The organism is Allobosea sp. P2_A10, from assembly GCF_056405115.1.
Genome location: NZ_JBFUCS010000009.1, coordinates 126,733 through 150,019 on the forward strand (window position 1 = coordinate 126,733; position 23,287 = coordinate 150,019).

Sequence of the window (23,287 nt, forward strand, 5' to 3'; positions counted from 1 at the left end):
ACTTACTCCGCCGCCGCAGCCTGCGCCGTCACCTTCTCGGGCTTCAGGCCGACGAGATGGCAGATCGCGTAGACCAGATCGGCCTTGTTCATCGTGTAGAAATGCAGGTCGGTCGCGCCCCGGTCGATCAGGTCGAGCGCCTGCTCGGCGCAGACGGCCGCCGCCACCAGCCGGCGCGTCGCCGCGTCGTCCTCCAGCCCCTCGAACCGGTCGGCCAGCCATTGCGGCACGCTCGCGCCGGTCTTGCGGGCGAAATTGGCGGTCTGCCGGAAATTCTGGACCGGGACGATGCCGGGCAGGATCGGGATATCGATCCCGGCTGCGCGCACCTTGTCGAGATATCGGAAATAGACGTCGTTATCGAAGAAGAACTGGGTGATCGCGCGCGTCGCCCCGGCATCGACCTTCTTCTTCAGCGCGTCGATATCGGCGTCGAGCGAGGCGGCCTCGGGATGCTTCTCCGGATAGGCCGAGACCGTCACCTCGAAATCGCCGACGCGCCTGATGCCCGCGACGAGATCCGAGGTCTGGTGGTAGCCCTTCGGGTGCGGCTCATAGGCAGTACCGAGCCCGCCGGCCGGATCGCCGCGCAGCGCCACGATATGGCGCACGCCGGCATCCCAGTAGGCGCGGATGACCTCATCGACCTCGTCGGTCGTGGCCGACACGCAGGTCAGATGCGCGGCGGGCTTCAGTCCGGTCTCGTCGACCATGCGCTTGACGGTCGCATGCGTGCGCTCGCGCGTGGAACCGCCGGCGCCATAGGTCACCGAGACGAAACCGGGGCCCAGCGGCTCGAGCCGGCGCACGCTCTCCCAGAGCGCGATCTCCATCTCGTCGGTCTTCGGCGGGAAGAACTCGAAGGACACCTTCGGGCGGCGCGAGCCGTGCCGGCTGGGGCGAAACGCATTCATCAGGCCACCTCTAGATTGTCTTGACGCATGGCCGGATCGACCTGAACGCGACGATCGCGCCCACGCCAGAGCATGACGGTCAGTTCACCCGACGCGCCGCTCACGGCCTTGATTTCTTCCGCCAGATCGCAGGACAGCCTGGCTTCGCCAAACCAGCCCTCGATCTGCGCCCGCGTGAAGCCAAGCCGACGATGCGCGTGCTCGGTCCGCAGGAATTCCATGTCATGGGGCGCGAAATCGACGACGATCAACTGCCCGCCCGGGCTCAGCATCGCAGCTGCCTCCCGCACCGCGCGGCCCGGATCATCGAGGAAATGCAGCACCTGATGGATGATGACGAGGTCAAAGGAGCCGCGCGCGAAGGGCAGTGCGTAGATATCGCCCTGGCGCAGTTCGACGCGCGACAGCCCTGCCTTTTCGAGATTGGCCCGCGCCACTGCGAGCATGGCATGGTTGGCATCGACGCCGACGGCGCGGCCGAACTTCGGGGCAATCTTCTCCAGCATGCGGCCGGTGCCGGTGCCGAGATCGAGCACGGCATTGCGATGCCCGGCTCCGACGGCAGCTTCCACGGCGGCCTCGACCGCTTCGTCTGGAACATGCAGCGAGCGCAGCCGGTCCCAGTCGCGTGCAACGCTGGCGAAATAGCCCTGTGCCACATCGGCGCGGGCCGAGCGCACGGCGGCGAGCCGCTCGCGGTCGGCCGCGAGCACACCGTCGGACGGATCGAGCCAGGCGGCGAGCGATGCGGCGAACGCCCCGCCCGCTCCGGTCTCGTCGAGGCGGAAGAAGGCCCAGGCCCCCTCGCGCGAGCGGCGCACCAGTCCGGCCTCGGCCAGAAGCTTGAGATGGCGGGAAATGCGCGGCTGCGACTGGCCGAGAATATCGGTCAGGTCCGACACCGACAACTCGCCTTCCGACAGCAGCGCCAGAATCCGCAGCCGCGTCTCCTCGCCGGCGGCGCGAAGCCCGGCAAGCAGGACGTCGGAGGAGACCATGGTCGGCTGGCGCAAGCGCTCAAACTCCGCAGGACAGAAAAAGATATAAAGATATCTTTATGTGGAATGCGCCAACGGCGCAAGTCCAATCTGCTTTTGACGGCCGGGGCGCTTTGGCTTTTTGCATCCTGATCGCTTTAACGCCGTCATCCCGGGCGCAGCGAAGCGGAGACCCGGGATCCATTCCAGACCAGTGGCAGGAGAGGTTCAGGAATGGATCCCGGATCGGCGCGGCTTCGCCGCTTGTCCGGGATGACCAGAGCGGGGGGATTCAAGCAGGTGCGAGGTGATCTACAGCTTTGCCATCGCGCGTTCGAGCGCGCGGAACAGGCGCGGATCGCCCGATTGCGCGACGTTGAAGCGCATGAACCCGCTTGCCGACTGCGACAGGCTGTAGACGTTGCCTGGCGCCAGCACGATGTCCTCGGCGAGCAGCCGCCGCGCGATCACGGCCGCATCGACGCCCTCGGGCAGCGCGCACCACAAGAACATACCGCCGCGCGGTTGCGTCCAGGGCACGATGCCGATGTCTGCTAGCCGCGCGGAGGTTTCGCTCATGGCGCGGGCGAGGCGGGCGCGCAGGCTGTCCATATATTTGCGATAGCCGCCGTCCCTCAGCACGCCGAGAACGAGTTCGGCCGAGAGGCGGCCGGTGCCGAACGAGGCCGCGATCTTGAGGTCGATCAGCCCCTCGATCCAGTCCCGCTTCGCCGCGATATAGCCGCAGCGCACCGAGGCCGAGAGCGATTTGGAAAAGCTGCCGATCTGCACGACGCGCTCCAGCCCGTCGAAGGCGGCCAGGCGCGGCGCCGGCTCAAGCTCGAAATCGGCGAAGATGTCGTCCTCGACGATGGTCAAGCCGGCCTGCTCGGCCAGCTTGAGCACACGATGCGCGACGACCGGCGACAGGGTCGCGCCGGTTGGATTGTGAAGGGCGGAATTGGTGATGTAGAGGCGCGGGCGTTCCTCGGCCAGAACGTGCTCGAACAGCGCCGTATCGGGGCCGTTGCGGGTATAGGGCACGCTGACGATGCGGACGCGATGCGCCCTCAGCAGGGCGTGAAAGTTGAAATAGCAGGGATCGTCGACGAGCACTGTGTCGCCGGGCTCGACCAGGAAGCGGCAGACGAGGTCGAGCGCCTGCGTGCCGGATTCCGTCAGCAGGATCTGGTCGGGCGCGGCATCGACGCCATGGACCGCCATGCGCCGCGACAATGCCTGCCGCAACGGCGCCAGGCCGAGTGGCGTGCCGTAATCAGCCAGCGTCTCGACCGGCGCGCGCGACAGCGTTCGCAGCGCCCGCCGCAGGGCATCTTCAGGCAGCCAGTCGGCCGGCAGCCAGCCACAACCGGGCATGAGTGCGCCGTTGGCCGCCGCAAGCGATTGACGCGAGACCCAGAACGGATCGACCGCGCGCTCCAGCCTGGGGCCGAGATCGGCCAGCGACAGGGGCGGCGCATGGCCCGCGACATAGAAGCCCGAGCCGCGACGCGCCTGGATCACGCCCTCGGCAGCCAGACGGTCATAGGCCTCGACCACCGTCGATTTGGAGACGCGCATGGTCGCCGCGAAACCACGGATCGACGGCAGGCGCGCGCCTGGCGCCAGTGTCCGACCCGAGATGCGCTGCCTGACATGCGACATGACGCGCCCGACCAGCGTGCCGCCATCGGTGGTCTCAGCGTCGAACTGTATCGCTTCCACGACCATGACAGTTTGTCTCAACTGTATTGCAGTGTCTCTGGATAAGCGAAGGCGAACAGCCGATCCAGCACGAAAGCGGAGCGGCGAGTATGAGCAGGACGACCATCGGCTGGATCAACGGCCTCGTCGGCGTGCTGATCTTCAGCGGCTCGCTGCCGGCCACGCGCGCGGCGGTCGCCGATTTCGACCCGGTCTTCCTCACCGTCGCCCGCGCCGCCATCGCGGGCGTGGCGGCGCTCGGGCTTCTGTTGGCGTTCCGACAGAAGCGGCCCGCGCGGGCTGACATCGCGCCTTTGCTGATCGTCGCGCTCAGCGTCGTCGTCGGCTTCCCGCTCCTGACGGCGCTCGCCCTGCAGCACGTCACCTCGGCGCATTCCATCGTCTTCGTCGGCCTTTTGCCACTGGCGACGGCCGCCTTCGGCGTGCTGCGCGGTGGCGAGCGGCCACGCACCGCCTTCTGGCTGTTCTCCTGTCTCGGCAGCTTGCTCGTCGCCGGTTTCGCGATGACGCAGGGCTTTGCCGCAGCGCCGGTCGGCGACCTGCTGATGCTGGCTGCGATCATCATCTGCGGTCTCGGCTATGCCGAGGGCGCCGTGCTGTCGAAGCGGCTCGGCGGTTGGCAGGTCATCTGCTGGGCGCTCGTGCTCGCCTTGCCCGCCATGGCCGCGCTGGCCGTGGCGTCGATGCCCTCCTCCTTCGCCGGCACAGGGCGCGCGGCCTGGCTCGGCCTCGCTTATGTCTCGCTGTTCAGCATGCTGATTGGCTTCGTCTTCTGGTATCGCGGGCTCGCATTGGGCGGCATCGCCGCCGTCGGACAAAGCCAGCTGCTGCAGCCCTTCTTCGGGCTGGCGCTGGCGGCGCTCGTCCTGAACGAGACTGTTGGCTGGCGACTGTTTGCCGTCTCGGCCGCCGTCGCCTGCTGCGTCGCCGGAGCCCGGCGGTTTTCGCGGTAGGCGTACGGCCTCATGCCTCGGGCCGGGGCACGGCTGGGTCGATGACCACGACCGCATCGCCAGCCATCACCACGCCGGCGAGATCGACCGAGAGCAAGAGCCCACGCAGGCGCGCCGCCGCCCTGACGAAGGCGAATTCGAGATCGGCCTGGCCGACCGCTGCCGCCAGCGCCCGCCCCGCCTGCCGGCACGGAAAATTATAGCCCTCGACCCGCAGCACGGCGCTCCCGTCGAAGCGCCCCTTGCCGCCCCAGGCGCCGCCGATCGCGAGCCGGCTGCCGGGCGCGATATGCGAAAAACCCGACAGACCCTCGACCAGCAGGTTGCCGCCGAGCCATTCCGGCCTGAGTTCGGGAATGCCGAGCAACCCCGCGATCTCGGCGAGTTCGGCCGGGCACAGGGCCGTGAGCTGCCGGTCGTTGCGCAGCGTCGCGCCGCGTGGGAGCCAGGGCTCGCGGGCGCCGGCCGCCCTCGTCGCGCCGCTGTGCAGATCGCCCTGGATGCCGGAATGGTCGAGATGCAGCGCCAAAGCTGCCGTCGTCACGAAATGATGCGGACGAGAGGCTGGCCGGCTCGCCACGAACACGCCCGCGACGACGCCGGGCGCAAAGCTGTTCGTCATCGCAGCAGCCAAAGTGCGATCGCCATGCCGGTATCCAGGTCGAAAGGCTCAGAGCAACTGCAGCGAACCCGCCGCCGTCTTGCCGCGTTCGGTTTTCAGTTCGAACGAGACTTTCTGTCCTTCCGTCAGTGTCATCAAGCCGGCTTCCTTTACGGCAGTGATGTGCACGAACACGTCCTTGCCGCCGTCGCCGGGTTGAATGAAACCAAAGCCCTTCTCAGTATTGAACCATTTTACGGTTCCGGTCGCCATCGCCGCATCCTTTGAAGCCAAAGCGTCTTTGCCGACCAGCGGATGAGCGTCCGAAGGCCGCGCCTTCAAAGGATTGACTGAAAATTCAGCCTTGTCGAGACCAAACGGAAGGCAGCGAATCACGCTTGCCGATCAAGACTTGGTCAGCCGCAGAACCGTCTTCAGGGAGGCCAGCGACGAGCCCCCGAGATAGAGTTCGACCTCGCCGGGCTCGACAAGATAGCGTCCCTCGTCGTCATGGAAGCCGAGCCGGCTGGCATCGAGCGAAAGCCGCACGGTTTTCGTCTCGCCCGCCTTGAGCGCGACCTTGGCGAATGCCTTCAATTCGCGCAGCGGCCGCGACCGGCTCGCCACGGGCTGGCGGATATAAAGCTGCACCACCTCCTGCCCGTCACGCGGACCGGCATTGGTCACGTCGACGGAGATGTCGGCCGTCCCATTGAGCGGCATTGAGGGCTTGTTCGCGCGGGCATTGGCATAGCTGAAACGGCTGTAGGACAGTCCGTGACCGAAGGGGTAGAGCGGCTCGTTCTTCTCATCGATATAGATGGATTCGTAACGCTGCCGCACCATCTGCGGCCGCCCGGTCGGAAGCTGGTTGTAATAGACCGGGATCTGCCCGACCGAGCGCGGGAAGCTCATCGGCGTCCGGCCCGAAGGATTGACCTTGCCGGTCAGCACGTCGGCGATCGCGGTGCGTCCCTCCGTGCCGCCATGGAAGGTCTGGACGATCGCGGCCACGTTCTGGTCGGCCCAGGTCAGCACCAGCGGCCGCCCGGTCGCCAGCACCAACACCACCGGCTTGCCCGTGGCCACCAGCCCCTCCAGCAATTCCTGCTGCACGCCGGGCAGGCCGAGATTGGTGCGCGAGGCGCCCTCGCCCATGAACTCGCAATCCTCGCCGAGCATCGCCACGATTAGGTCGCTGGCGGCGGCGGCGCGCAGGGCGGCGGCCTTGTCGGAGAATTCGGTGCCGCAGGCCTTGCTGAAGGCAGGCTCATAGGCAAGCGCGACGTCGGCGGGCAGCCGCTCCTTCAGCGCCTCCGGCAGTGCCTGGATGACACGACGACCCAGCCCCGCCGGATCGGTCCAGACCCGCTCATCCTCCGGCCGCGCCATCGCGCCGATCACGGCGATCGACTTCACTCCCGCCGCGATCGGCAGCGTGTCGTTGGCGTTCCTGAGCAGGATCACGCCTTCCTGCGCCGCGCGCAGCGCTGCATCGCGTGCCCCTTGCGTCTGCATCAGGGCCGGCGCGGCGGCGACGTCGACATCGGGGCGCTCGAACAGGCCGAGATGGAATTTCACCCGCAGCACCCGCCGCACGGCCTCGTCGAGCGCCTTCATCGGCACCCGGCCCGCCGTCACCTCATTGCCGAGATGCTTGAGGTAGACATCGCCCATCATGTCCATGTCGATGCCCGCCAGCAGCGCCTTGCGTGCGGCCTCGGCGTCGTCTTTCGCGATGCCGTGCAGGCGCAGTTCGGTGATCGAACCGAAATCGGAGGTGACGAAGCCCTTGAAGCCCCATTTGGTCCGCAGCAGATCGGTCAGCATGCCGCGATGGGCGGTGGCTGGCAGCCCGTTCAGTGCGTTGAACGCCGCCATCGCCGTCATCGAACCCGCGTCGAACGCCGCCTTGAACGGCGGCAGATGCAGGTCGTAAAGCTGGCTCGTCGGAATCCAGGTCGAATTGTAGTCGCGGCCGGCCTCTGCCGCGCCATAACCGACGAAATGCTTGACCGTCGTCGCGACACCGCCGCGCTGGTATCCGCGCGTCCGCGCAGCAGCCACGACCGAGGCGTAGTAAGGGTCCTCGCCCGCCCCTTCGAGCACGCGCCCCCAGCGCGGATCGCGCGACATGTCGACCATCGGCGCGAAGGTCCATTGCACGCCGGCCGCCCGCGCCTCGCGGCCGGTCCAATAGGCGGCCTCCTCGATCAGCGCGGGGTTCCAGGTCGAGGCCTGCCCGAGCGGCAGCGGGAAATAGGTCGAGAAGCCATGCACGGCGTCGAGCCCGATGATCACCGGGATCTTCAGCCGCGATTCCCGCGCGGCATGCTGCACCGCCTGGACCTCGGCCGGCACGACGAAGTTCATCACGCCGCCCATGCGGCCGGTCTTGATCTGGTTGATGTCGAAGCCGTCGCCGCGTCCCGACAGGTGCAGCTGCCCGACCTTCTCGGCGAGCGTCATCCTCGCCAGCAGCGCCTCGATGCGCCGTTCGATCGCGGCGGCCTCGCGCCCGGTCTTCCAGGCGACGGGCTCCTGTGCGATGGCGGGCAGGGCAAGGCAGAGGGTCAGCAGCGCAGCCGCAAGCCGCAGGATCATCAAGGCGTCTTTCTTCGGTGGTTCGACACAAGTCGGCCCTACAGGATCGCCCTGCATGGCTCAACCGTTGCATGGACGAGGTCGTCCCGGCGATCAAAACCCCGATGGAATGAACCAAAGATGAGCGACGCCGCCAGCGCTGCCGAATTGGGCGAGCGTCACCGCCTCTGGGAAGACGTCTTCGCCATGCTGCTGGGCACGCTGCTCGTCTCCATCGGCATCGTGCTCTATACCAAGGCGACCTTGCTCACGAGCGGGGCCGCGGGCCTCGCGCTGCTGCTGCAATTCGCCACCGGCATCAATTTCGGCATCCTGTTCTTCGCGATCAACCTGCCCTTCTACTGGCTGGCGATCAGGCGCATGGGCTGGCGCTTTGCGCTTCGCACCTTCATCGCGGTCGGGCTCGTCTCGGTCTTCACCTGGGCGACGCCGGGCTGGATCAGGATCGAGGCGGTCGATCCCGTCTATGCCGCGCTCGCCGGCGGCAGCCTGATGGGGCTGGGCCTGCTCGCGCTCTTTCGCCACCGCACCGGACTGGGCGGCGTCAACATCCTCGCGCTCTACCTGCAGGAGAACCACGGCATCCGCGCCGGCTGGTTCCAGCTCGGCGTCGATGCGCTGATCCTGCTGGGGGCGCTGTTCCTGCTGCCGCCCGACAAGGTGCTGGTCTCGCTGCTCGGCGCGGCCGTGCTCAACCTGATCCTGGCGGTCAATCACAAGCCCGGGCGCTATATGGGCGTGTCGTAACGCCCGGTTGCCTCCCGCGACATTCCATGCGACCTCCGCCTCCAGAGCCAAGCGCGGAGGCGAAACACCATGGCCCAGCCCCTGACCATCGAAGACCTGCGGGTCATGGCCAAGCGCCGCGTGCCGCGCATGTTCTACGACTATGCCGATTCAGGCGCCTGGACTGAGAGCACCTACCGCGCCAACGAGACCGATTTCCAGAAGATCAAGCTGCGCCAGCGCGTCGCCGTCGACATGACCGACCGCACGCTGGAATCGACCATGATCGGCGAGAAGGTCGCGATGCCGGTCGCGATCGCCCCCACCGGCATGACCGGCATGCAGCACGCCGACGGCGAGATCCTGGCGGCCCGCGCCGCCCACAAGGCCGGCGTGCCGTTCACGCTCTCGACGATGAGCATCTGCTCGCTCGAGGACATCGCCAACCATGTCGGCCAGCCCTTCTGGTTCCAGCTCTACGTGATGAAGGACCGCGATTTCATCGCCCGCCTGATCGGGCGCGCAAGGAAGGCCGGCGTCACCGCGCTCGTCCTGACGCTCGACCTGCAGATCCTCGGCCAGCGCCACAAGGACATCCGCAACGGCCTCTCCGCCCCGCCCAAGCCGACGCTCGCCAACCTGATCAATCTCGCGACCAAGCCGCGCTGGTGCCTCGGCATGCTCGACACACCGCGGCGCTCCTTCGGCAACATCGTCGGCCACGTCACCGGCGTCGCCGACATGTCGTCGCTCTCGACCTGGACTTCGTCGCAGTTCGACCCGAAGCTGAACTGGGACGACGTCAAGTGGATCAAGGATCTCTGGGGCGGCAAGCTGATCCTGAAGGGCATCCTCGACGAGGAGGACGCCGAGATGGCCGTCCGATGCGGGGCGGACGCGATCATCGTCTCCAACCATGGCGGCCGTCAGCTCGACGGCGCGATGTCCTCGATCGAGGCCCTGCCGGGGATCGTCGCGGCTGTGGGCGGGCGCACCGAGATCCTCTTCGACGGCGGCATCCGCTCGGGCCAGGACGTGATCAAGGCGCTGGCCCTGGGCGCACAGGGCACCTTCATCGGCCGCGCCTTCCTCTACGGGCTGGGGGCCATGGGCGAGGCCGGCGTAACCCTCTGCCTCGACATCATCAGGAAAGAGCTCGACATCACCATGGCGCTGTGTGGATTGCGCGATGTGAAGGATGTCGACGGGCGGATTTTGGTGGATGGAAACCGGCAGCGGCGGGTGGGGCGATAGCATTCACGCCTTCAGCGTGGCGACACCATAGTCGAGCAACCGCGTATCGCACGTGACCAATGTGAGGTCACGCACGAGTGCCTGGGCGACCATCATCCGGTCAAAAGGATCGCGGTGAATAATTGGCAGGCTCGCGGCGCGGATCGCATCGGACAGTTCTATCGGAAGGAACGTCAATCCCGCTGCCTCGACCCGTTTCCAGTCGTCGATCGGAAGTTTGAGCTTCCCGATGGACCGCTTGATCTCAAGCTCCCATACGGTGGCGACACTGACGAAGACCGCTTCGGCCTCTGCGATCGTATCGCGCAATGGGTCTCGTAGCTTGTGACTGTCCATCCCAAGCCACCACAAGACGACATGGCTGTCGAGCAGATACCTCATCGCTTCAAAACATCGCCGGATTCGTCTGCGTAGACCTCGAAATGGTCGGTCAGATCGTTCTCCGGCTTCCACCAATCGGGATCGATCTCTTCGATCAGACCGGCCCACAGCCCCGGTTGCCGCTTCGGCTTGGTCGCTTCTGCCGGTTCGACCTGAACCAGCTTGACCGCCGGCACGCCGTTGCGTGCAATCACGACCTCTTCGCCCTTCAGCGCCTGCTCGATCAGGCGGGACAGCTGCGTCTTGGCCTCGTGAACATTGACGACGGTCATGCCTAAACCTCCGTGTTAGCTAGCCTAGCTAACACGGATCGCTTCGATCGAACAGGTCACGCTCAGCGCGAGAACTTCTTGTACTGAATCCGCTTCGGGATGGTCGAATCGATCCCGAGCCGGCGCTTCTTGTCTTCCTCGTATTCGGCGAAGTTGCCCTCGAACCATTCGACATGGCTTTCGCCCTCGAAGGCGAGGATATGGGTCGCGATCCGGTCCAGAAACCAGCGATCATGGCTGATGATGACGGCGCAGCCGGCGTAATCCTCCAGCGCCTCCTCCAGCGCCCGCAGCGTATCGACGTCGAGGTCGTTGGTCGGCTCGTCGAGCAGGAGGACGTTGGAGCCCGCCTTCAGCATCTTGGCGAGGTGGACGCGGTTGCGCTCGCCGCCCGAGAGCGAGCCGACCTTCTTCTGCTGGTCGCCGCCCTTGAAATTGAAGGTCGAGCAGTAGGCGCGCGAATTGATCTCGCGCTTGCCGAGATAGAGGATGTCGTTGCCGCCCGAGATCTCCTCCCAGACGTTCTTCTTGTCGTCGAGCGAGTCGCGGCTCTGGTCGACATAACCGAGCGTGACGCTCTCGCCGATCTTGATCGTGCCCGAATCCGGCTGGTCCTGCCCGGTAATCATCCTGAACAGCGTGGTCTTGCCGGCGCCGTTGGGGCCGATCACGCCGACGATGCCGCCCGGCGGCAGCTTGAAGGACAAGCCGTCGATCAGCAGCTTGTCCTGAAAACCTTTCGACAGATCCTCGAAATCGACGACGTTGTTGCCCAGCCGTTCGGCGATCGGGATGATGATCTGCGCGGTGTCTGGCCCCTTGTTGTTGGCCTTCTGGACGAGCTCGTCATAGCGCTGGATGCGCGCCTTGCTTTTGGCCTGGCGGGCCTTGGGCGAGGCCAGGACCCATTCCTGCTCGCGCTCCAGCGTCTTCTGGCGCGAGACGTCCTCGCGGCCTTCCTGGGCCAGGCGCTTCTGCTTCTGCACCGACCAGGCCGAGTAGTTGCCCTCATAGGGAATGCCCTGGCCGCGATCGAGCTCGAGGATCCAGCTGGTGACGTTGTCGAGGAAGTAGCGATCATGGGTGACGATCAGGATCGCGCCCGGATAGGTCCGCAGATGACCTTCGAGCCAGGCGGTGGTCTCGGCGTCGAGATGGTTGGTCGGCTCGTCGAGCAGCAAGAGCTCCGGCTGCTCCAGCAGGAGCTTGCACAGTGCGACGCGGCGGCGCTCGCCGCCCGATAGCTTGGAGACCTCCCAGTCGTCGGGCGGGCAGCGCAGCGCATCCATCGCCTGGTCGACCTTGGAATCGAGATCCCACAGGCCCTTGGCCTCGATCTCGTCCTGCAGCTTGGTCATCTCGTCGGCGGTCTCGTCGGAATAGTTCATCGCGAGATCGTTGTAGCGATCCATGATCGCCTTCTGCGGCGCGACGCCGAGCATGACGTTGTCGCGGACGTTCAGGGTCTCGTCGAGCTTGGGCTCCTGGGGCAGGTAGCCGACGCGCGCGCCCTCGGCGACCCAGGCCTCGCCGGTCCACTCCTTGTCGAAGCCGGCCATGATCTTGAGCAGCGTGGATTTACCCGCGCCGTTGACGCCGAGCACGCCGATCTTGGCGTCGGGATAGAAGGAAAGATGGATGTCCTTGAGGATCTGCTTGCCGCCCGGGTAGGTCTTCGACAGGCCGCGCATATGGTAGATGAACTGACGGGACATGGGGCGTGCGGGCTCCGCTTGCGGACAGGCGTTCAGAGTGTCGGGAATGCTGGCGCGTATGTAGCGAGGCGGCTCGCAAGCCGCAACCGCTGCAGCGCGATCAGCCCCACGGAGTCACGAAACCTGCGGAGTCACGAAAGCGGGATGTTTGCGCCGAAGGCTTCCCCCGGCCCGGCTTTTGCCTAAGCTTTGACCGTCGGACAGATACGGGAGCCTTCGATGAGCGTTTCGAAAATCCTGATGCGATACGTCTTTGGCCTCGTGGCGATCGTGGTCGCGGCAGCGCTCCCCGCCCGCGCCCAATCCGACGAGCCCGGCTGCCGGCCCGAAATGGCCTTGCTCAGGCTGCCGATCCAGCGCGCGACACTGGCCAAGGACGAGGTCCGGCTGACCTTCGTCGGCCATGCCACCTTCGTCATCGAGACGCCCGGCGGCATCCGCGCCGCGACCGACTATAACGACTATGTCCGCCCGCAAGCGACGCCCGATATCGCCACGATGAACAAGGCGCATTCGACGCATTTCTCGCGCAGCCCCGACCCCGCGATCAAGCAGGTCCTGCCCGGCTGGGACCCGAGCGGAGTCGGCGCGGCGAAACATGACATCACGCTGGGCGACATGCGCGTGCGCAACGTGCCGACCAATATCCGCTCCTATAGCGGCTCGACCGATTTCGACGGCAATTCGATGTTCGTCTTCGAGATCGGCGATCTCTGCATCGCCCATCTCGGCCATCTCCATCACCCGCTCGAGCCCGGCCATCTGCGCGCGCTCGGCCGCGTCGACGTCGTGCTGTTCCCGGTCGATGGCAGCTACACGCTCGACCAGAGCGGCATGATTGAGGTGCTGAAGTCGCTGCAGGCCAAGGTGATGGTGCCCATGCATTTCTTTGGCGGCTCCAGCCTGGAGCGCTTCCTCGGCCGGGCCGACGGACTCTGGAAAACCGAGCGCAAGGCCGAGCCGACGATGGTGCTGACGAAGTCGGCCCTGCCCGCCCAGCCGACGATCATCGTGCTGCCGGGGAATTGATCAACCCGTCAGCGCCCGCCGCGCCTCGAGCGGATAGGCCGGATCGCTGTAGCCCGGCGTCGAGGGATGTCCAGGCGGGACGAGCCCGTCGACCAGCGCCTCGTCCTCGGCCGTGAACGCGACATCGAGCGCCGCAAGATAGGCCTGCCACTGCTCCAGCGTGCGCGGCCCGGCTATGGCCGAGGTCAGGAAGGCGTTGTTCAGCACCCAGCGCACCGCGAACTGGATCGCCGTCATGCCGCGCTTTTGCGCATGGGCCTTGATCGTCTGGGCGATGTCGAGGCTTTCGGGGCGCCATTCCGTCTGCATGATCCGGGTGTCGCCGCGCGCCGCGCGCGTGCCCTGCTGCGGTGCATGGCCCGGCTCGTATTTCCCGGTCAGCACGCCGCGCGCCAGCGGCGAATAGGAGGCGACGCCAAGCCCGTAATAGCCGCAGGCCGGCAGATGCTCGACCTCGGGCATCCGGTTCATCGCGTTGTAGTAGGGCTGGCTGACGATCGGCCGGTCGATGCCGAGATCGTCGCAGAGCCGGCAGATCTCGGCGAGCCGCCAGGAGCGGTAGTTCGAGACGCCGAAATACCGGATCTTGCCCTGGCGCACGAGGTCGCCGATGGCGCGCACCGTTTCCGCCAGCGGCGTCGCATGGTCCTCCTTGTGGAGATAATAGATGTCGATGAAGTCTGTGCCGAGCCTGCGCAGGCTGTCCTCGCAGGCCTGCATCAGCCATTTCCGCGAGAGTCCAGCACGGTTGGGCCCGCTGCCCATCGCGTTGGCGACCTTGGTCGCGAGCACCCAGTCATGGCGGTGGGCGGCGATGGCGCGCCCGGTGACCTCCTCCGAACCGCCCTGGCTGTAGGCGTCGGCTGTGTCGATGAAATTGATCCCCGCGTCGTAGGCATGGTCGATGATGGCCCGAGAATCGACCTCGCTCGTCGCCCCGCCGAACATCATGGTGCCCAGGCAGAGCGGCGAGACCTTGAGGCCGGAACGGCCGAGCTGACGATAATCCATGTACCTGCTCCCTGTGACGCGCAGGCAAACTGCCCGAGCCGCAGCCTACGCGCCAGCGCGCGCAGCGCAGGGCCGTCCGCGCAAGGAAATGCTTAATCTTTCGTGTCAGGGTCGGCGCGTCGTCCCCATGGCCTGACCCGATGAACCTCGCCGCGCTCGTTCAGAGCCAGACCCTCGCCACGCTGCTGCAGGCGCTGAGCCCGACGACGGGACTCGCCGCCGGCGCGACGGTCGAGGCGCGCCTGCTCTCGCTCGATGGCGACGGCACGGCGACGGCGCAGATCGGCGACGCAAAGATCACGCTCGTGCTGGCCGGCCCCGAGGCGAGGCAGGCCGCCCTGACCCCGGGTGCGACGCTGCTGCTCAAGCTCGACGCGCCCGAGCAGCAAGGCGCGCCCTTGCGCGCAACGCTGGTCGACATTCGGCCGGCTCCTGCATCGGCGACAACGCAACCGCAGCTGGCGCCGCGAACGGCCGCAACCGCGACACCGGACGGCCAACCCGTTCCGCGCGCTGCGCAGGCGCCCGCTGGCGCCGACACGCCGTCGCAGGCGCCCTCGCCACGCGGGTCGAACCCGACGACTGGAACACCGCTTCCGCTGGACATCTCGGCACGTCCTCAAATCGTCGCGGCCGCCGCAGCGACAAGACAGGCCGATGCCCCGCAGGCGACGCAGGCCGGCGTTCCCGCCACGGCTTCGCCGCGCGTGGCCGCCGGGCCGCTGCTTGGCCCGGCGCTCGCCCGTCAGGATGGACTTGCGCCGCTCTTCGCCAATCTGCGCAGCCTGAGCGAAGGGGCCGTGGCGCTGATCGTGCCAAAGCCGCTGCTTCAGGCCGCCGACAGGGTTCTGGCGCAAGCCGTCCCCGCCGAACGCCCGCTGACGCCGGACGCCCTGAAGGAAGCAGTCCAGCGCTCGGGCCTGTTTCTGGAGGCGCGACAGGCGGCAGGCCAGCCGGCGACGCCCCAAGCCGATCTCAAGGCCGGCCTCGTTGCCCTGCGCGATGCGCTGGAGCCGCTGGTCACGGCGCTGAGCCTGCGCCCGACCGGCAAGCAAGCAACGCCGGATGAGCGTTCCAGCGACCAGCAGGCGGCTCTGCCCCGGCCCACGCCGCCGCGCCGCGATGGCCCTCTCGCGCTTCAGCCAATCGCCGAGCCGACGCTCGCGGCCGGCGAGAAGCCCCTCACGGTGGCGCAAACCCTGCTGGAGCAGACAGACGCCGCGCTCGACCGGATCACGCTGTCGCAATACGCCTCGCTGCCGCTGGACGCCCAGGGAGGCGATGCGGCCCAACCCCAGCGCTGGCTCACTGAAATCCCCCTCGCCTTCCATTCCGGCACGGCGGTGTTGCCGCTGCAGGTCGAGAAGGAGCCGCCACGGCGCGATGCCAATGGCGTTCAGGGGCCGCTCTGGCGCGTCCGCTTCGCGCTCGATGTCGAGCCTATCGGGCCGCTGCAGGGTGTCGTGACGCTGCAGGGCCGCAGTGTCGGCGTTTCGCTCTGGGCCGAGCGTGAGGAGACCAGCCGCCTGCTGCGCGGGGCGACACCGGGGCTGGAGGCAGCGCTGACGGACGCGCATTTCGAACAGGGTACGATCGATATCCACACCGGCCAGCCGCGCGTGGCGCAGGCAACCGCCGGACAGTTCCTGGACAGAATGTCATGACGGCGCCTGTGCCTCGCCAGATCGCCGTCGCGCTCGAATATGACGGGCAGGGCGCGCCACGCGTCACCGCCAAGGGCCGGGGCGAACTGGCCCAGCGCATCGTCGAGACCGGCCGCGAGCACGGTGTCGCGATCGAGGAGAACGCGGTGCTGGCACAGGCGCTTTCCGCCGTCGAGCTCGACGACCAGATACCCGAGGAGCTCTACCGGGCGACCGCGCAGGTCATCGCCTTCGTGCTCTCGCTGCGCGGCGAAATGCGTCCCAGCGCCGCCGCCGACCCCAGACAAGACGGCCGCGCGCCTTGAGCACCGGCATCGTCGTCAGGCGCATCCGCTCGGCGGACTACGGCGCGTTTGGAGATAATTTCGACGAGTTGAGCAGGCGCGCGCTCGCGCCCAATCCGCATATGGCGCCCGCCGCCGTCGAGGCCGCCGGCTTGCTGATCCCGCCGGACAAGATCGTCATCCTGGCCGCCTGGCGAAGCGAGGCGCTGGGCTCGGAGCGTCTGCTCGGCATCTGGGCTTTCGCGCGCCGGCGCGACTGGCGAAGCGGCTTTGCCGCCGCACTCGTCTCACCCCTGCTACCGCTCTATGAGGTCTCCTCCGTTCCGGTGGTCGACCGCGACCATCTCGACGACGTCCTCCAGGCGATGCTGCGCCATATTTTGGCGGCGGCCGACCTTCCCAAAACCCTGCTGCTGCCACTTCTTCCGCAGGAAGGGGCGCTCTACGGGGCGCTGACCGAGGCCTGCCGCATCTCCGGCAGTCGGCTCGCCACCTATGAAAGCTGGCAACGGCCGATGCTGTTGCCGCAGCTCGGCGACGGCGCCGAGAGCTATCTCAGGCGTTCGCTGGGCTCAGCCTACAAGAAGCGCATGCAGCAATACCGCGCCATCTCGAAAGCCGGCGCGATCATGTTCCATCGCCGGCGCGGCGAGCCGGCGCGGGCGGGCTTTGAGGAATTCATGGCGCTGGAGGCCGCCGGCTGGAAAGGCAAGGCCGGCACCGCGATCGCCTCGCGCCCGGCCGACGCCGCCTATTTCGGCAGGCTCGTCTCGGCCTTCGCGGCGAGGGACACCCTGCAGCTCGACGCACTCCTGCTCGACGACAAGCCGATCGCCATGGGCGTCCTGATCGAGAGCGCCGGTACGCGCCATTTCCTCAAGATCGCCTATGACGAGAGCCAGAGCCGCCATTCACCCGGCCGCGCGCTGACCGTCGCGATGATCCAGGCCGATTTCGCCGGAACGCCCGCCAATATCTTCGATAGCGGCGCAGGCGACGGCGTCGACGCCGGCACCTATGTCTGGGGCGAACGTCGCACGATGGGTAACAGCATCGTCAGCCTCGGCGCCGCGGCGCCGGCAGCCCCCCATCTCGCGGCCTCGACCCGGCAGCGTCTGCGCCGCCTGCGCGATCGAAACAAGGGCTGATCCCGCGTTTCGGGGTAGCCGCCGGGCGTCCGATCGGCCACATCTGCAGCCTTGACCACAGCAGGACGCGTCATGAGCCAGCCCATCCGGATCGGCATCGTCACGGTCTCCGACCGCGCCTCGGCCGGCATTTATGCCGATGAGGGCGGCCCGGCGATCGAGGCCTATTTCACCAGGGCGCTGACCTCGTCCTGGACGCCGGTCGCCCGGGTGATCCCCGACGACCGCAAGCTGATCGCGCAGACGCTGATCGCGCTCGCCGATCAGGAGGGCTGCTGCCTGATCGTCACCACCGGCGGCACGGGCCCTGCCCCGCGCGACGTCACGCCCGAGGCGACGCAGGACGTGATCGAGAAGCCGATGCCGGGCTTCGGCGAGCTGATGCGCCAGGTCAGCCTCGCCAAGGTGCCGACCGCGATCCTGTCGCGCCAGACCGCCGGCATCCGTGGCAAATCGCTGATCGTCAACCTGCCCGGCCGTCCCCGCGCCATCGCCGAGTGCCTGGACGCCGTTATGCCGGCGATCCCCTATTGCATCGACCTGATCGAGGGGCCGTATCTGGAGACCGATCCGGCTGTGATCGCGGCCTTCAGGCCCGGCCAGAAGCCGAAGGCCTAACGGTCAACCCCGCGTCGCCAACCACTCCGCATAGGTGCCGCGCCGCAGGTCGAAGCGATCGTTCTGGCGCGCATAGCCATCGCCGAACATGCGGCCGACCGGCTTGTAGTCGCTCATGCTGACGCGCAGCGTGGCGGGATCGACCAGCCCCTCGCGGGCGTGGATGCGCACGACCTCGCCGATCAGCAATTCCCGCGTCGCGCTGAAGGCGAGGCTGAGGTTGCGGCGGCACTCCAGCGCGAACGGCGCCTGCGCGATGCGCGGCACGTCGATCGTAACGCCCGGCAGCAGCGACAGGCCTGCCGCATCGATCTCGCTGACCTCCGGCGGGAAATCGATCGCACAGATGTTCATCGCCCCGGCCAGCCCCTCGTCGACCAGATTGACGACGAATTCGYCGGCGGCCGCGATGTTGCGGGTGGTGTCCTTGAGCGTATTGCCGGGCTTGTGCTGCAGACCGAGCACGATCAGCGCCGGCTCCTCCGAGAATACGTTGAAGAACGAGAACGGTGCGGCATTGACCACGCCGTCTCCCGAGACGCAGGTCACGAGCGCGATCGGGCGCGGCGTTACACTGGCGCAGAGCAGCTTGTAGCGTTCGTGCGGGTCGAGATCGGCGAAAGCGGCGGTGAAGGCGCTCATCGTTCATTCAGGCTCGACGACCCCGACCTGCCCGGTGATCGGGGCATAGTGCTCGATGCGGCGGTGACGCTTGAAGTCGAAAATCGTCTCCTTGCCGAATTTGGTGTCGTCGAGATCGCAGGGATGGACGATGACGCCGTCCTCCTCACCGTCGAGCACCGCGACGATCTCGCCATCGGGATTGGCGATCATCGTGCCGCCCATCAGATGGTGGCCGTCCTCATCGCCGGCCTTGGCGACGGCCACGACCCAGGTCGAGTTCTGGTAGGCGCCCGCCGCCAGCGAGAGCTTGTGATGGAACATGCGCCGGTCTGCCGCCTCGTCGCTGCGCTGCGAATTGACCGAGGGTGTATTGAAGCCGAGCACGACAAGTTCGACGCCCTGCAACCCCATCACGCGGTAGGTCTCGGGCCAGCGCCGGTCGTTGCAGATGCACATGCCAATCAAGCCGCCCATCGTCCGCCAGACCGGGAAACCGAGATCGCCGGGCTCGAAATAGCGCTTTTCGAGATGCTGGTGCGTGCGCTGCGGATCGTATTCGACATGGCCCGGCAAATGGATCTTGCGGTACTTGCCGACGATCTCACCGCTCTTGTCGACCAGAAGCGACGAATTGAAATGCCGCCCCTCCGGCGTCAGCTCGGCATAGCCGAAGCTCATGCCCATCTTGTAATGGCGCGCCAGATCGAAGAGCGGCTGCACGGCTGGATTGGGCATCGCCGCCTCGAACCAGTGGTCGGCCTCGGCGCGGTCCTCATGGTGCCAGCGCGGGAAGAAGGTGGTGAACGCCAGCTCCGGATAGACGATCAGATCGGCGGCTTGAGCCTTGGCGAGGTCCATCAGCTTGATCATGCGCGCGATCACGCTCTCGCGCGTCTCGGCTTTCTGGATCGGCCCGAGCTGGGCGGCGGCGATGGTCAGGATACGGGACATGGGGCCTCGATCGGACTGATGTGGCAGGCAGGGCGCTGCGCGATGCAGGACGCTGCGTGAAGATTGCGTCGCAAACGCGATGATGCGCCAGCTTCCAGGAATTCACACTCGCGCGAAGCAGCGCCCGCGCCAAGATGGCGCGATGTTGCGGCGGCATTGCGAAAATCGCGCCACGCAAGTTAGGCGGTGCAGGCTCACCCGACCTGCAGTTCCTGGCCGATGGCGCGAACCAGTTGCGGCCCGATCGGGTCCGCCGTCGTCGAAAAGCCGCCGACGAGCCCGCCATCGCGGCCGATCAGGTATTTGTGGAAGTTCCATTGCGGCGTTTCGGCCGGGCGCAGCGCCGCCGCCCAGCGATAGAAAGGGTGCGCTTCCGCGCCGCGAATGACGGTCTTGTCGGCAAAGGCATAGGTCGCGCCGTAATTCTGGCGCGCCGCATCGGCGATCGCCTGCCCCTCCAGCGGCTCCTGCCCGCCAAAATCATTGCTCGGCACCGCGATCAGCATCAGACCCCGGCCGGCATAGCGCTGCCAGAGCAGTTCCAGCGTCGCGAACTGGCCGGCAAAGCCGCAATTCGTGGCGGTGTTGACGATCAGGATCGGGCGGCCGCGATAGGCCGATAGCGCCAGCGTCCCGCCATCGGGCCGGTCGAAGGCGAAACCATAGGCGTTTGGCGCACCTTGCGCCGCCGCGCTGCCGACGAGATCGGGCGCGGCGATCGCGCAACCGAGCAGGCCAAGGACGTTTCGACGCGACCATGTCATGGCGAGGCCCATCCTGTTCGTTGCCGGCGACCTACCATCTTCTACGCGCTTGGTCCCGAAACGGATGCGCCCCGCGGCCTGATGGCCCGGGGCGCTCCAGCAACCGGAATGAAAGCAATCGTTCAGCTGGCCGCCTGCCTCAGCAGGCCAGAACCTTCTTCACGCGGACTTCGAGGTCGCGCAGCTCGTAGGGCTTCACGACATAGTGGTCGGCCCCGTTGGTCGTCGCCTCATCCATCTTGTCGACCGAGCGTTCCGAGGTCGCCATGATGATCTTGATCTGGTTCAGCTCGGGGACCGAGCGGATGGCGCGCAGCAGGTCGATGCCGCTCATGCCGTCCATGTTCCAGTCGAGCAGCAGCAGATCGTAACGCTTGCCCTGCATCTTCATCAGGGCCTCGCGCGCATTCTCCGCCTCGTCGATGTCCTGAAACTCGATCTGCTTCAGAAAATAGGTCGCCAGTCCGCGCATGCTCTTCTGGTCATCGACCACGAGGATCCGGTAGTCGCTTCTCGCTTTCATCACGCTCTCCTCACGCGGTGCGCAGATGGGGACGTTCGCCGATCAGGTTGCCGACAGCAGCCCCGATCTGGTCGAGCGCTACAACCCTGTCGGCGGCTCCGATCTCGAACGCCGCTTTAGGCATCCCGTTTACCACACAGGTTTCCCCACTTTGGATTAACGTCTCGGCCCCGGCTTTGCGCATGGCTAACAAACCGTCAGCGCCGTCGCGGCCCATTCCGGTCAAAAGCACGCCAACGGAGTGTGCGCCGAAGCTCTTCGCCACGGAATGGAACATCACGTCGACCGAGGGGCTGTGGCCGCTGACCAGCGGCCCCTCGCGCAGGACGCAGACGATCTCGCCACGCCGCTCCTCGATTTCGAGGTGCTTCGGCCCACCCGGCGCGACCACGGCCATGCCGGGCTTCAGCCGGTCGCCATCGGCGGCTTCCTTGCAGTCGAGCCCTGTCGCGGTCGCAAGTCGCGCGGCGAATTTCGCCGTGTAGCCCGGCGGCATGTGCTGCACGACGACGATCGGGATGCGCAGATGAGCAAGGTCGCGCATCACCACCTGCACCGCGGGCACGCCGCCAGTCGAGGCGCCGATCGCGATCAGCGAGGTCCGTCCGCCGCTGCGAGAGGGCTCGCGCGCCATGACCGGGCGGACCGGCGCTGTCTCGCGGCGCGCGGCGAACATGCGCCGGCTGGCCGAGGCCCGCGACAGCGCCGCCACGAGGTGCTTCATGAAGCCCTCCAGCGTATGCGTCGTGCCGTCGGGCTTCTCGATGAAGTCGATCGCACCGAGTTCGAGCGCCTGGATCGTGTTGTCGGCGCCCGGCCCGCCAAAGGCCGAGACGATCAGCACCGGCAGCGGGTCCTGCTTAAGCACGCGCGCGAGCAGCTTGAGGCCGTGCCGTCCCGGCAGTTCGAGATCGAGCGTCAGGATGTCGGGGCGCAACTCCTGGATCGCGTCCCAGCCTTCTTCGGCGGAGCCGGCGACGCCGATCACCTTGAAGCCCGGCGCGGAGTCGATGATCTGCGTCATCAACTTCTGCATCAGGATGGAATCGTCGACGACGAGGACTTTGATCGGGCCGGCGGAGGAGGTCATCATGCTCATCACCAGATTTCGACGTCACAGGCCACGGGCTGGGTCTTGAGGCGGTTGAGATAGGCCATTTCCTGCTGATGCTCGGGATCGCGCGCCGTCGACTGGACATGCTGGACCCAGGCCCGCCCGGTCGAGGGCTGGTAGTGGATGCGTCGCGAGCGCGTGCCCCCGACATCCTTCGAGACCACGGGAATGCCTTCGACCTTGAGAAACTCGGTGACGAAGGCGATGTTGCCGTCGCCGATCGCCAGCATCGTCGCGCCCGAGAGCACGCGCGCGCCGCCAAAAACTTTGGCCTCGAGGTTGCCGCGCTTGGCGCCGCGCTTGAGCAGGCCGTTGATCAGCACTTCCATCGCCGTGTCGCCATAGCGCTCGCCGGCATTGGCGTCGGCGCCGCCGCTGGCCTTGGGCAACAGGAAATGGTTCAGCCCGCCGACGCTGGCGACGGGGTCGCGCATGCACACGGAGATGCAGGAGCCCAGCACGGTGGCGACGATCTCGTCCTTGGCGGAGGTGATCTCATGCTCGCCCGGCGCGACGGTGATGATCGTCGCCTCGAAGCGCGGGTCGAAATAGCGGCGAGAGGACCGGGCGACACTCATGGAGTTCTCTCATAGATGGTGCGGCCGATCAGCCGGAGCTTCGGATGGGGTTGCGGCAGAGATTCCGAGTGACCGAGATAGAGAAATCCGCCGGGCGCGAGCAGCGTCACGAAGCGGTCGAGGATCGACGCCTTGGTCTGGGTGTCGAAATAGATGAAGACGTTGCGGCAGAAAATCACGTCGAACGGCCCGCCCATCGGCCATTTCTCGATCAGGTTCAGGCGCTTGAACGCCAGCAGCCGGCGCAGCTCCTCGGAGATGCGGACCTCGCCGCGCCCGACGCTCTCATGGCGCAGCAGCGATTTCACGTCCGACGGCAGCCGCTCGAACAGCTCGGCCGGATAGACGCCGGCATCGGCCTTTTCGAGGATGTCGGTATCGATGTCGGTCGCGAGGATCTTGAGATCGACATCGCTGCGCGAGCCCAGCACATCGCGCGCGATCGCGGCGATGGTGTAAGGCTCCTCGCCGGAGGACGAGGCCGAGGACCAGATCCGGATGCGCCCGCGTCTGGCGCTGCGCTCGCTGATCAGCCTGGGCAGCACGTCCTTGCGCAGATGGTCGAAATGGTGGCGCTCGCGGAAGAAGGCGGTGTGATTGGTGGTGACCGCGTTGATCAGCTCCGGGATCTCGCTCGCGGCGCCCGGCGTCTTCAGGAAGGCGCAGTATTCCGCGACCGAATTCAGCCCGAGCGCCTTGACGCGCCGCGCCAGTCGGCCGCGCGTCATCGCCTCCTTGTGCTCGCGGATGACGATGCCCGCCTGCTCGTAGACGAGCTTGGCGATGAAGCCCATGTCGTCGCGCGTCAGGGTCGCGTCCGCGAGGGCCTGGGGAGCGGGCATGGCGTTTGATCTCGA

Annotated in this window: 25 protein-coding genes; 8 read left to right on the forward strand and 17 right to left on the reverse strand. The window is 66.8% G+C overall.

Going from position 1 to position 23,287, the window contains the following annotated elements; all coding sequences use genetic code 11:
• Positions 1 to 2: 2 nt before the first annotated feature.
• The 3 genes from metF to AC1DZY_RS14840 all read right to left on the reverse strand — a co-directional run bounded on the left by metF (position 3) and on the right by AC1DZY_RS14840 (position 3,622).
• A complete protein-coding gene (gene metF / locus AC1DZY_RS14830) occupies positions 3 to 914 on the reverse strand; it encodes a methylenetetrahydrofolate reductase [NAD(P)H] (protein WP_476820888.1) in 912 nt (303 codons plus the stop codon).
• Positions 914 to 1,912, reverse strand: coding sequence for an ArsR/SmtB family transcription factor (locus AC1DZY_RS14835; protein WP_476820958.1), 999 nt, complete (start codon positions 1,910 to 1,912; stop codon positions 914 to 916). The genes metF and AC1DZY_RS14835 overlap by 1 nt, the downstream gene beginning before the upstream one ends.
• Positions 1,913 to 2,203: 291 nt before the next feature.
• Positions 2,204 to 3,622, reverse strand: a complete 1,419-nt coding sequence (locus AC1DZY_RS14840) for an aminotransferase-like domain-containing protein (protein WP_476820889.1) — start codon at positions 3,620 to 3,622, stop codon at positions 2,204 to 2,206.
• Between the two features lie 83 nt (positions 3,623 to 3,705).
• Between AC1DZY_RS14840 and AC1DZY_RS14845 the strand changes: the two genes are divergently transcribed.
• Entirely contained in the window at positions 3,706 to 4,569 is an 864-nt protein-coding gene (locus tag AC1DZY_RS14845; RefSeq protein WP_476820890.1) for a DMT family transporter, read from the forward strand.
• Between the two features lie 10 nt (positions 4,570 to 4,579).
• Here AC1DZY_RS14845 and AC1DZY_RS14850 read toward each other — a convergent pair whose 3' ends face one another.
• The 3 genes from AC1DZY_RS14850 to AC1DZY_RS14860 form a co-directional block, all read right to left on the reverse strand.
• Positions 4,580 to 5,191, reverse strand: a complete 612-nt coding sequence (locus AC1DZY_RS14850; protein ID WP_476820891.1) for an MOSC domain-containing protein — start codon at positions 5,189 to 5,191, stop codon at positions 4,580 to 4,582.
• A 48-nt stretch (positions 5,192 to 5,239) separates the two neighbouring features.
• Positions 5,240 to 5,443 carry a cold-shock protein gene (locus AC1DZY_RS14855; RefSeq protein ID WP_476820959.1) on the reverse strand — a complete coding sequence of 68 codons (204 nt, stop codon included), beginning with the start codon at positions 5,441 to 5,443 and terminating at the stop codon, positions 5,240 to 5,242.
• Between the two features lie 132 nt (positions 5,444 to 5,575).
• Positions 5,576 to 7,774 (reverse strand): glycoside hydrolase family 3 N-terminal domain-containing protein, encoded by a 2,199-nt coding sequence (locus tag AC1DZY_RS14860; protein WP_476820960.1) that lies wholly within the window; start codon positions 7,772 to 7,774, stop codon positions 5,576 to 5,578.
• 120 nt (positions 7,775 to 7,894) lie between these two features.
• Between AC1DZY_RS14860 and AC1DZY_RS14865 the strand changes: the two genes are divergently transcribed.
• Complete coding sequence (locus AC1DZY_RS14865) at positions 7,895 to 8,521, forward strand: DUF6198 family protein (RefSeq protein ID WP_476820892.1); 627 nt, start codon at positions 7,895 to 7,897, stop codon at positions 8,519 to 8,521.
• A gap of 69 nt (positions 8,522 to 8,590) precedes the next feature.
• Positions 8,591 to 9,754, forward strand: a complete 1,164-nt coding sequence (locus AC1DZY_RS14870; RefSeq protein WP_476820893.1) for an alpha-hydroxy acid oxidase — start codon at positions 8,591 to 8,593, stop codon at positions 9,752 to 9,754.
• A 3-nt stretch (positions 9,755 to 9,757) separates the two neighbouring features.
• On the opposite strand, the gene AC1DZY_RS14875 is transcribed toward AC1DZY_RS14870, so the two are convergent.
• The 3 genes from AC1DZY_RS14875 to ettA all read right to left on the reverse strand — a co-directional run bounded on the left by AC1DZY_RS14875 (position 9,758) and on the right by ettA (position 12,122).
• On the reverse strand, positions 9,758 to 10,135 hold the full coding sequence (locus AC1DZY_RS14875; RefSeq protein ID WP_476820894.1) for a type II toxin-antitoxin system VapC family toxin: 378 nt from the start codon (positions 10,133 to 10,135) through the stop codon (positions 9,758 to 9,760).
• Complete coding sequence (locus AC1DZY_RS14880) at positions 10,132 to 10,407, reverse strand: type II toxin-antitoxin system Phd/YefM family antitoxin (RefSeq protein WP_476820895.1); 276 nt, start codon at positions 10,405 to 10,407, stop codon at positions 10,132 to 10,134. Before AC1DZY_RS14880 ends, AC1DZY_RS14875 begins: the two co-directional genes overlap by 4 nt.
• Positions 10,408 to 10,469: 62 nt before the next feature.
• The gene (ettA, locus tag AC1DZY_RS14885) at positions 10,470 to 12,122 is read right to left on the reverse strand and encodes an energy-dependent translational throttle protein EttA (RefSeq protein WP_476820896.1); all 1,653 of its coding nucleotides are present in this window, start codon (positions 12,120 to 12,122) and stop codon (positions 10,470 to 10,472) included.
• A 219-nt stretch (positions 12,123 to 12,341) separates the two neighbouring features.
• Here ettA and AC1DZY_RS14890 point away from each other — a divergent pair, with 219 nt between their 5' ends.
• Positions 12,342 to 13,151, forward strand: a complete 810-nt coding sequence (locus AC1DZY_RS14890) for an MBL fold metallo-hydrolase (RefSeq protein WP_476820897.1) — start codon at positions 12,342 to 12,344, stop codon at positions 13,149 to 13,151.
• Here AC1DZY_RS14890 and AC1DZY_RS14895 read toward each other — a convergent pair whose 3' ends face one another.
• Positions 13,152 to 14,162, reverse strand: coding sequence for an aldo/keto reductase (locus tag AC1DZY_RS14895; protein ID WP_476820898.1), 1,011 nt, complete (start codon positions 14,160 to 14,162; stop codon positions 13,152 to 13,154).
• 140 nt (positions 14,163 to 14,302) lie between these two features.
• Here AC1DZY_RS14895 and fliK point away from each other — a divergent pair, with 140 nt between their 5' ends.
• The 4 genes from fliK (at position 14,303) to mog (ending at position 17,876) form a co-directional block, all read left to right on the forward strand.
• Positions 14,303 to 15,826 (forward strand): flagellar hook-length control protein FliK, encoded by a 1,524-nt coding sequence (fliK, locus tag AC1DZY_RS14900; protein WP_476820899.1) that lies wholly within the window; start codon positions 14,303 to 14,305, stop codon positions 15,824 to 15,826.
• Positions 15,823 to 16,131, forward strand: coding sequence for an EscU/YscU/HrcU family type III secretion system export apparatus switch protein (locus AC1DZY_RS14905; RefSeq protein WP_476820900.1), 309 nt, complete (start codon positions 15,823 to 15,825; stop codon positions 16,129 to 16,131). The genes fliK and AC1DZY_RS14905 overlap by 4 nt, the downstream gene beginning before the upstream one ends.
• Complete coding sequence (locus tag AC1DZY_RS14910) at positions 16,128 to 17,258, forward strand: GNAT family N-acetyltransferase (RefSeq protein ID WP_476820901.1); 1,131 nt, start codon at positions 16,128 to 16,130, stop codon at positions 17,256 to 17,258. The genes AC1DZY_RS14905 and AC1DZY_RS14910 overlap by 4 nt, the downstream gene beginning before the upstream one ends.
• A gap of 72 nt (positions 17,259 to 17,330) precedes the next feature.
• Positions 17,331 to 17,876 carry a molybdopterin adenylyltransferase gene (gene mog, locus AC1DZY_RS14915; RefSeq protein WP_476820902.1) on the forward strand — a complete coding sequence of 182 codons (546 nt, stop codon included), beginning with the start codon at positions 17,331 to 17,333 and terminating at the stop codon, positions 17,874 to 17,876.
• A gap of 3 nt (positions 17,877 to 17,879) precedes the next feature.
• On the opposite strand, the gene AC1DZY_RS14920 is transcribed toward mog, so the two are convergent.
• The 7 genes from AC1DZY_RS14920 to AC1DZY_RS14950 all read right to left on the reverse strand — a co-directional run bounded on the left by AC1DZY_RS14920 (position 17,880) and on the right by AC1DZY_RS14950 (position 23,272).
• Positions 17,880 to 18,518, reverse strand: coding sequence for a flavin reductase family protein (locus AC1DZY_RS14920; RefSeq protein ID WP_476820903.1), 639 nt, complete (start codon positions 18,516 to 18,518; stop codon positions 17,880 to 17,882).
• A gap of 3 nt (positions 18,519 to 18,521) precedes the next feature.
• Positions 18,522 to 19,451: an N-carbamoyl-D-amino-acid hydrolase gene (locus AC1DZY_RS14925; RefSeq protein ID WP_476820904.1), complete on the reverse strand. Its 930-nt coding sequence runs from the start codon at positions 19,449 to 19,451 to the stop codon at positions 18,522 to 18,524.
• 194 nt (positions 19,452 to 19,645) lie between these two features.
• A complete protein-coding gene (locus tag AC1DZY_RS14930) occupies positions 19,646 to 20,215 on the reverse strand; it encodes a glutathione peroxidase (protein ID WP_476820905.1) in 570 nt (189 codons plus the stop codon).
• Between the two features lie 139 nt (positions 20,216 to 20,354).
• A complete protein-coding gene (locus AC1DZY_RS14935) occupies positions 20,355 to 20,738 on the reverse strand; it encodes a response regulator (RefSeq protein ID WP_068180541.1) in 384 nt (127 codons plus the stop codon).
• A gap of 10 nt (positions 20,739 to 20,748) precedes the next feature.
• On the reverse strand, positions 20,749 to 21,831 hold the full coding sequence (gene cheB, locus AC1DZY_RS14940) for a chemotaxis-specific protein-glutamate methyltransferase CheB (RefSeq protein ID WP_476820906.1): 1,083 nt from the start codon (positions 21,829 to 21,831) through the stop codon (positions 20,749 to 20,751).
• 5 nt (positions 21,832 to 21,836) lie between these two features.
• Positions 21,837 to 22,430, reverse strand: coding sequence for a chemoreceptor glutamine deamidase CheD (locus AC1DZY_RS14945; RefSeq protein WP_476820907.1), 594 nt, complete (start codon positions 22,428 to 22,430; stop codon positions 21,837 to 21,839).
• Positions 22,427 to 23,272, reverse strand: a complete 846-nt coding sequence (locus tag AC1DZY_RS14950) for a CheR family methyltransferase (RefSeq protein ID WP_476820908.1) — start codon at positions 23,270 to 23,272, stop codon at positions 22,427 to 22,429. Before AC1DZY_RS14950 ends, AC1DZY_RS14945 begins: the two co-directional genes overlap by 4 nt.
• Positions 23,273 to 23,287: the final 15 nt, after the last annotated feature.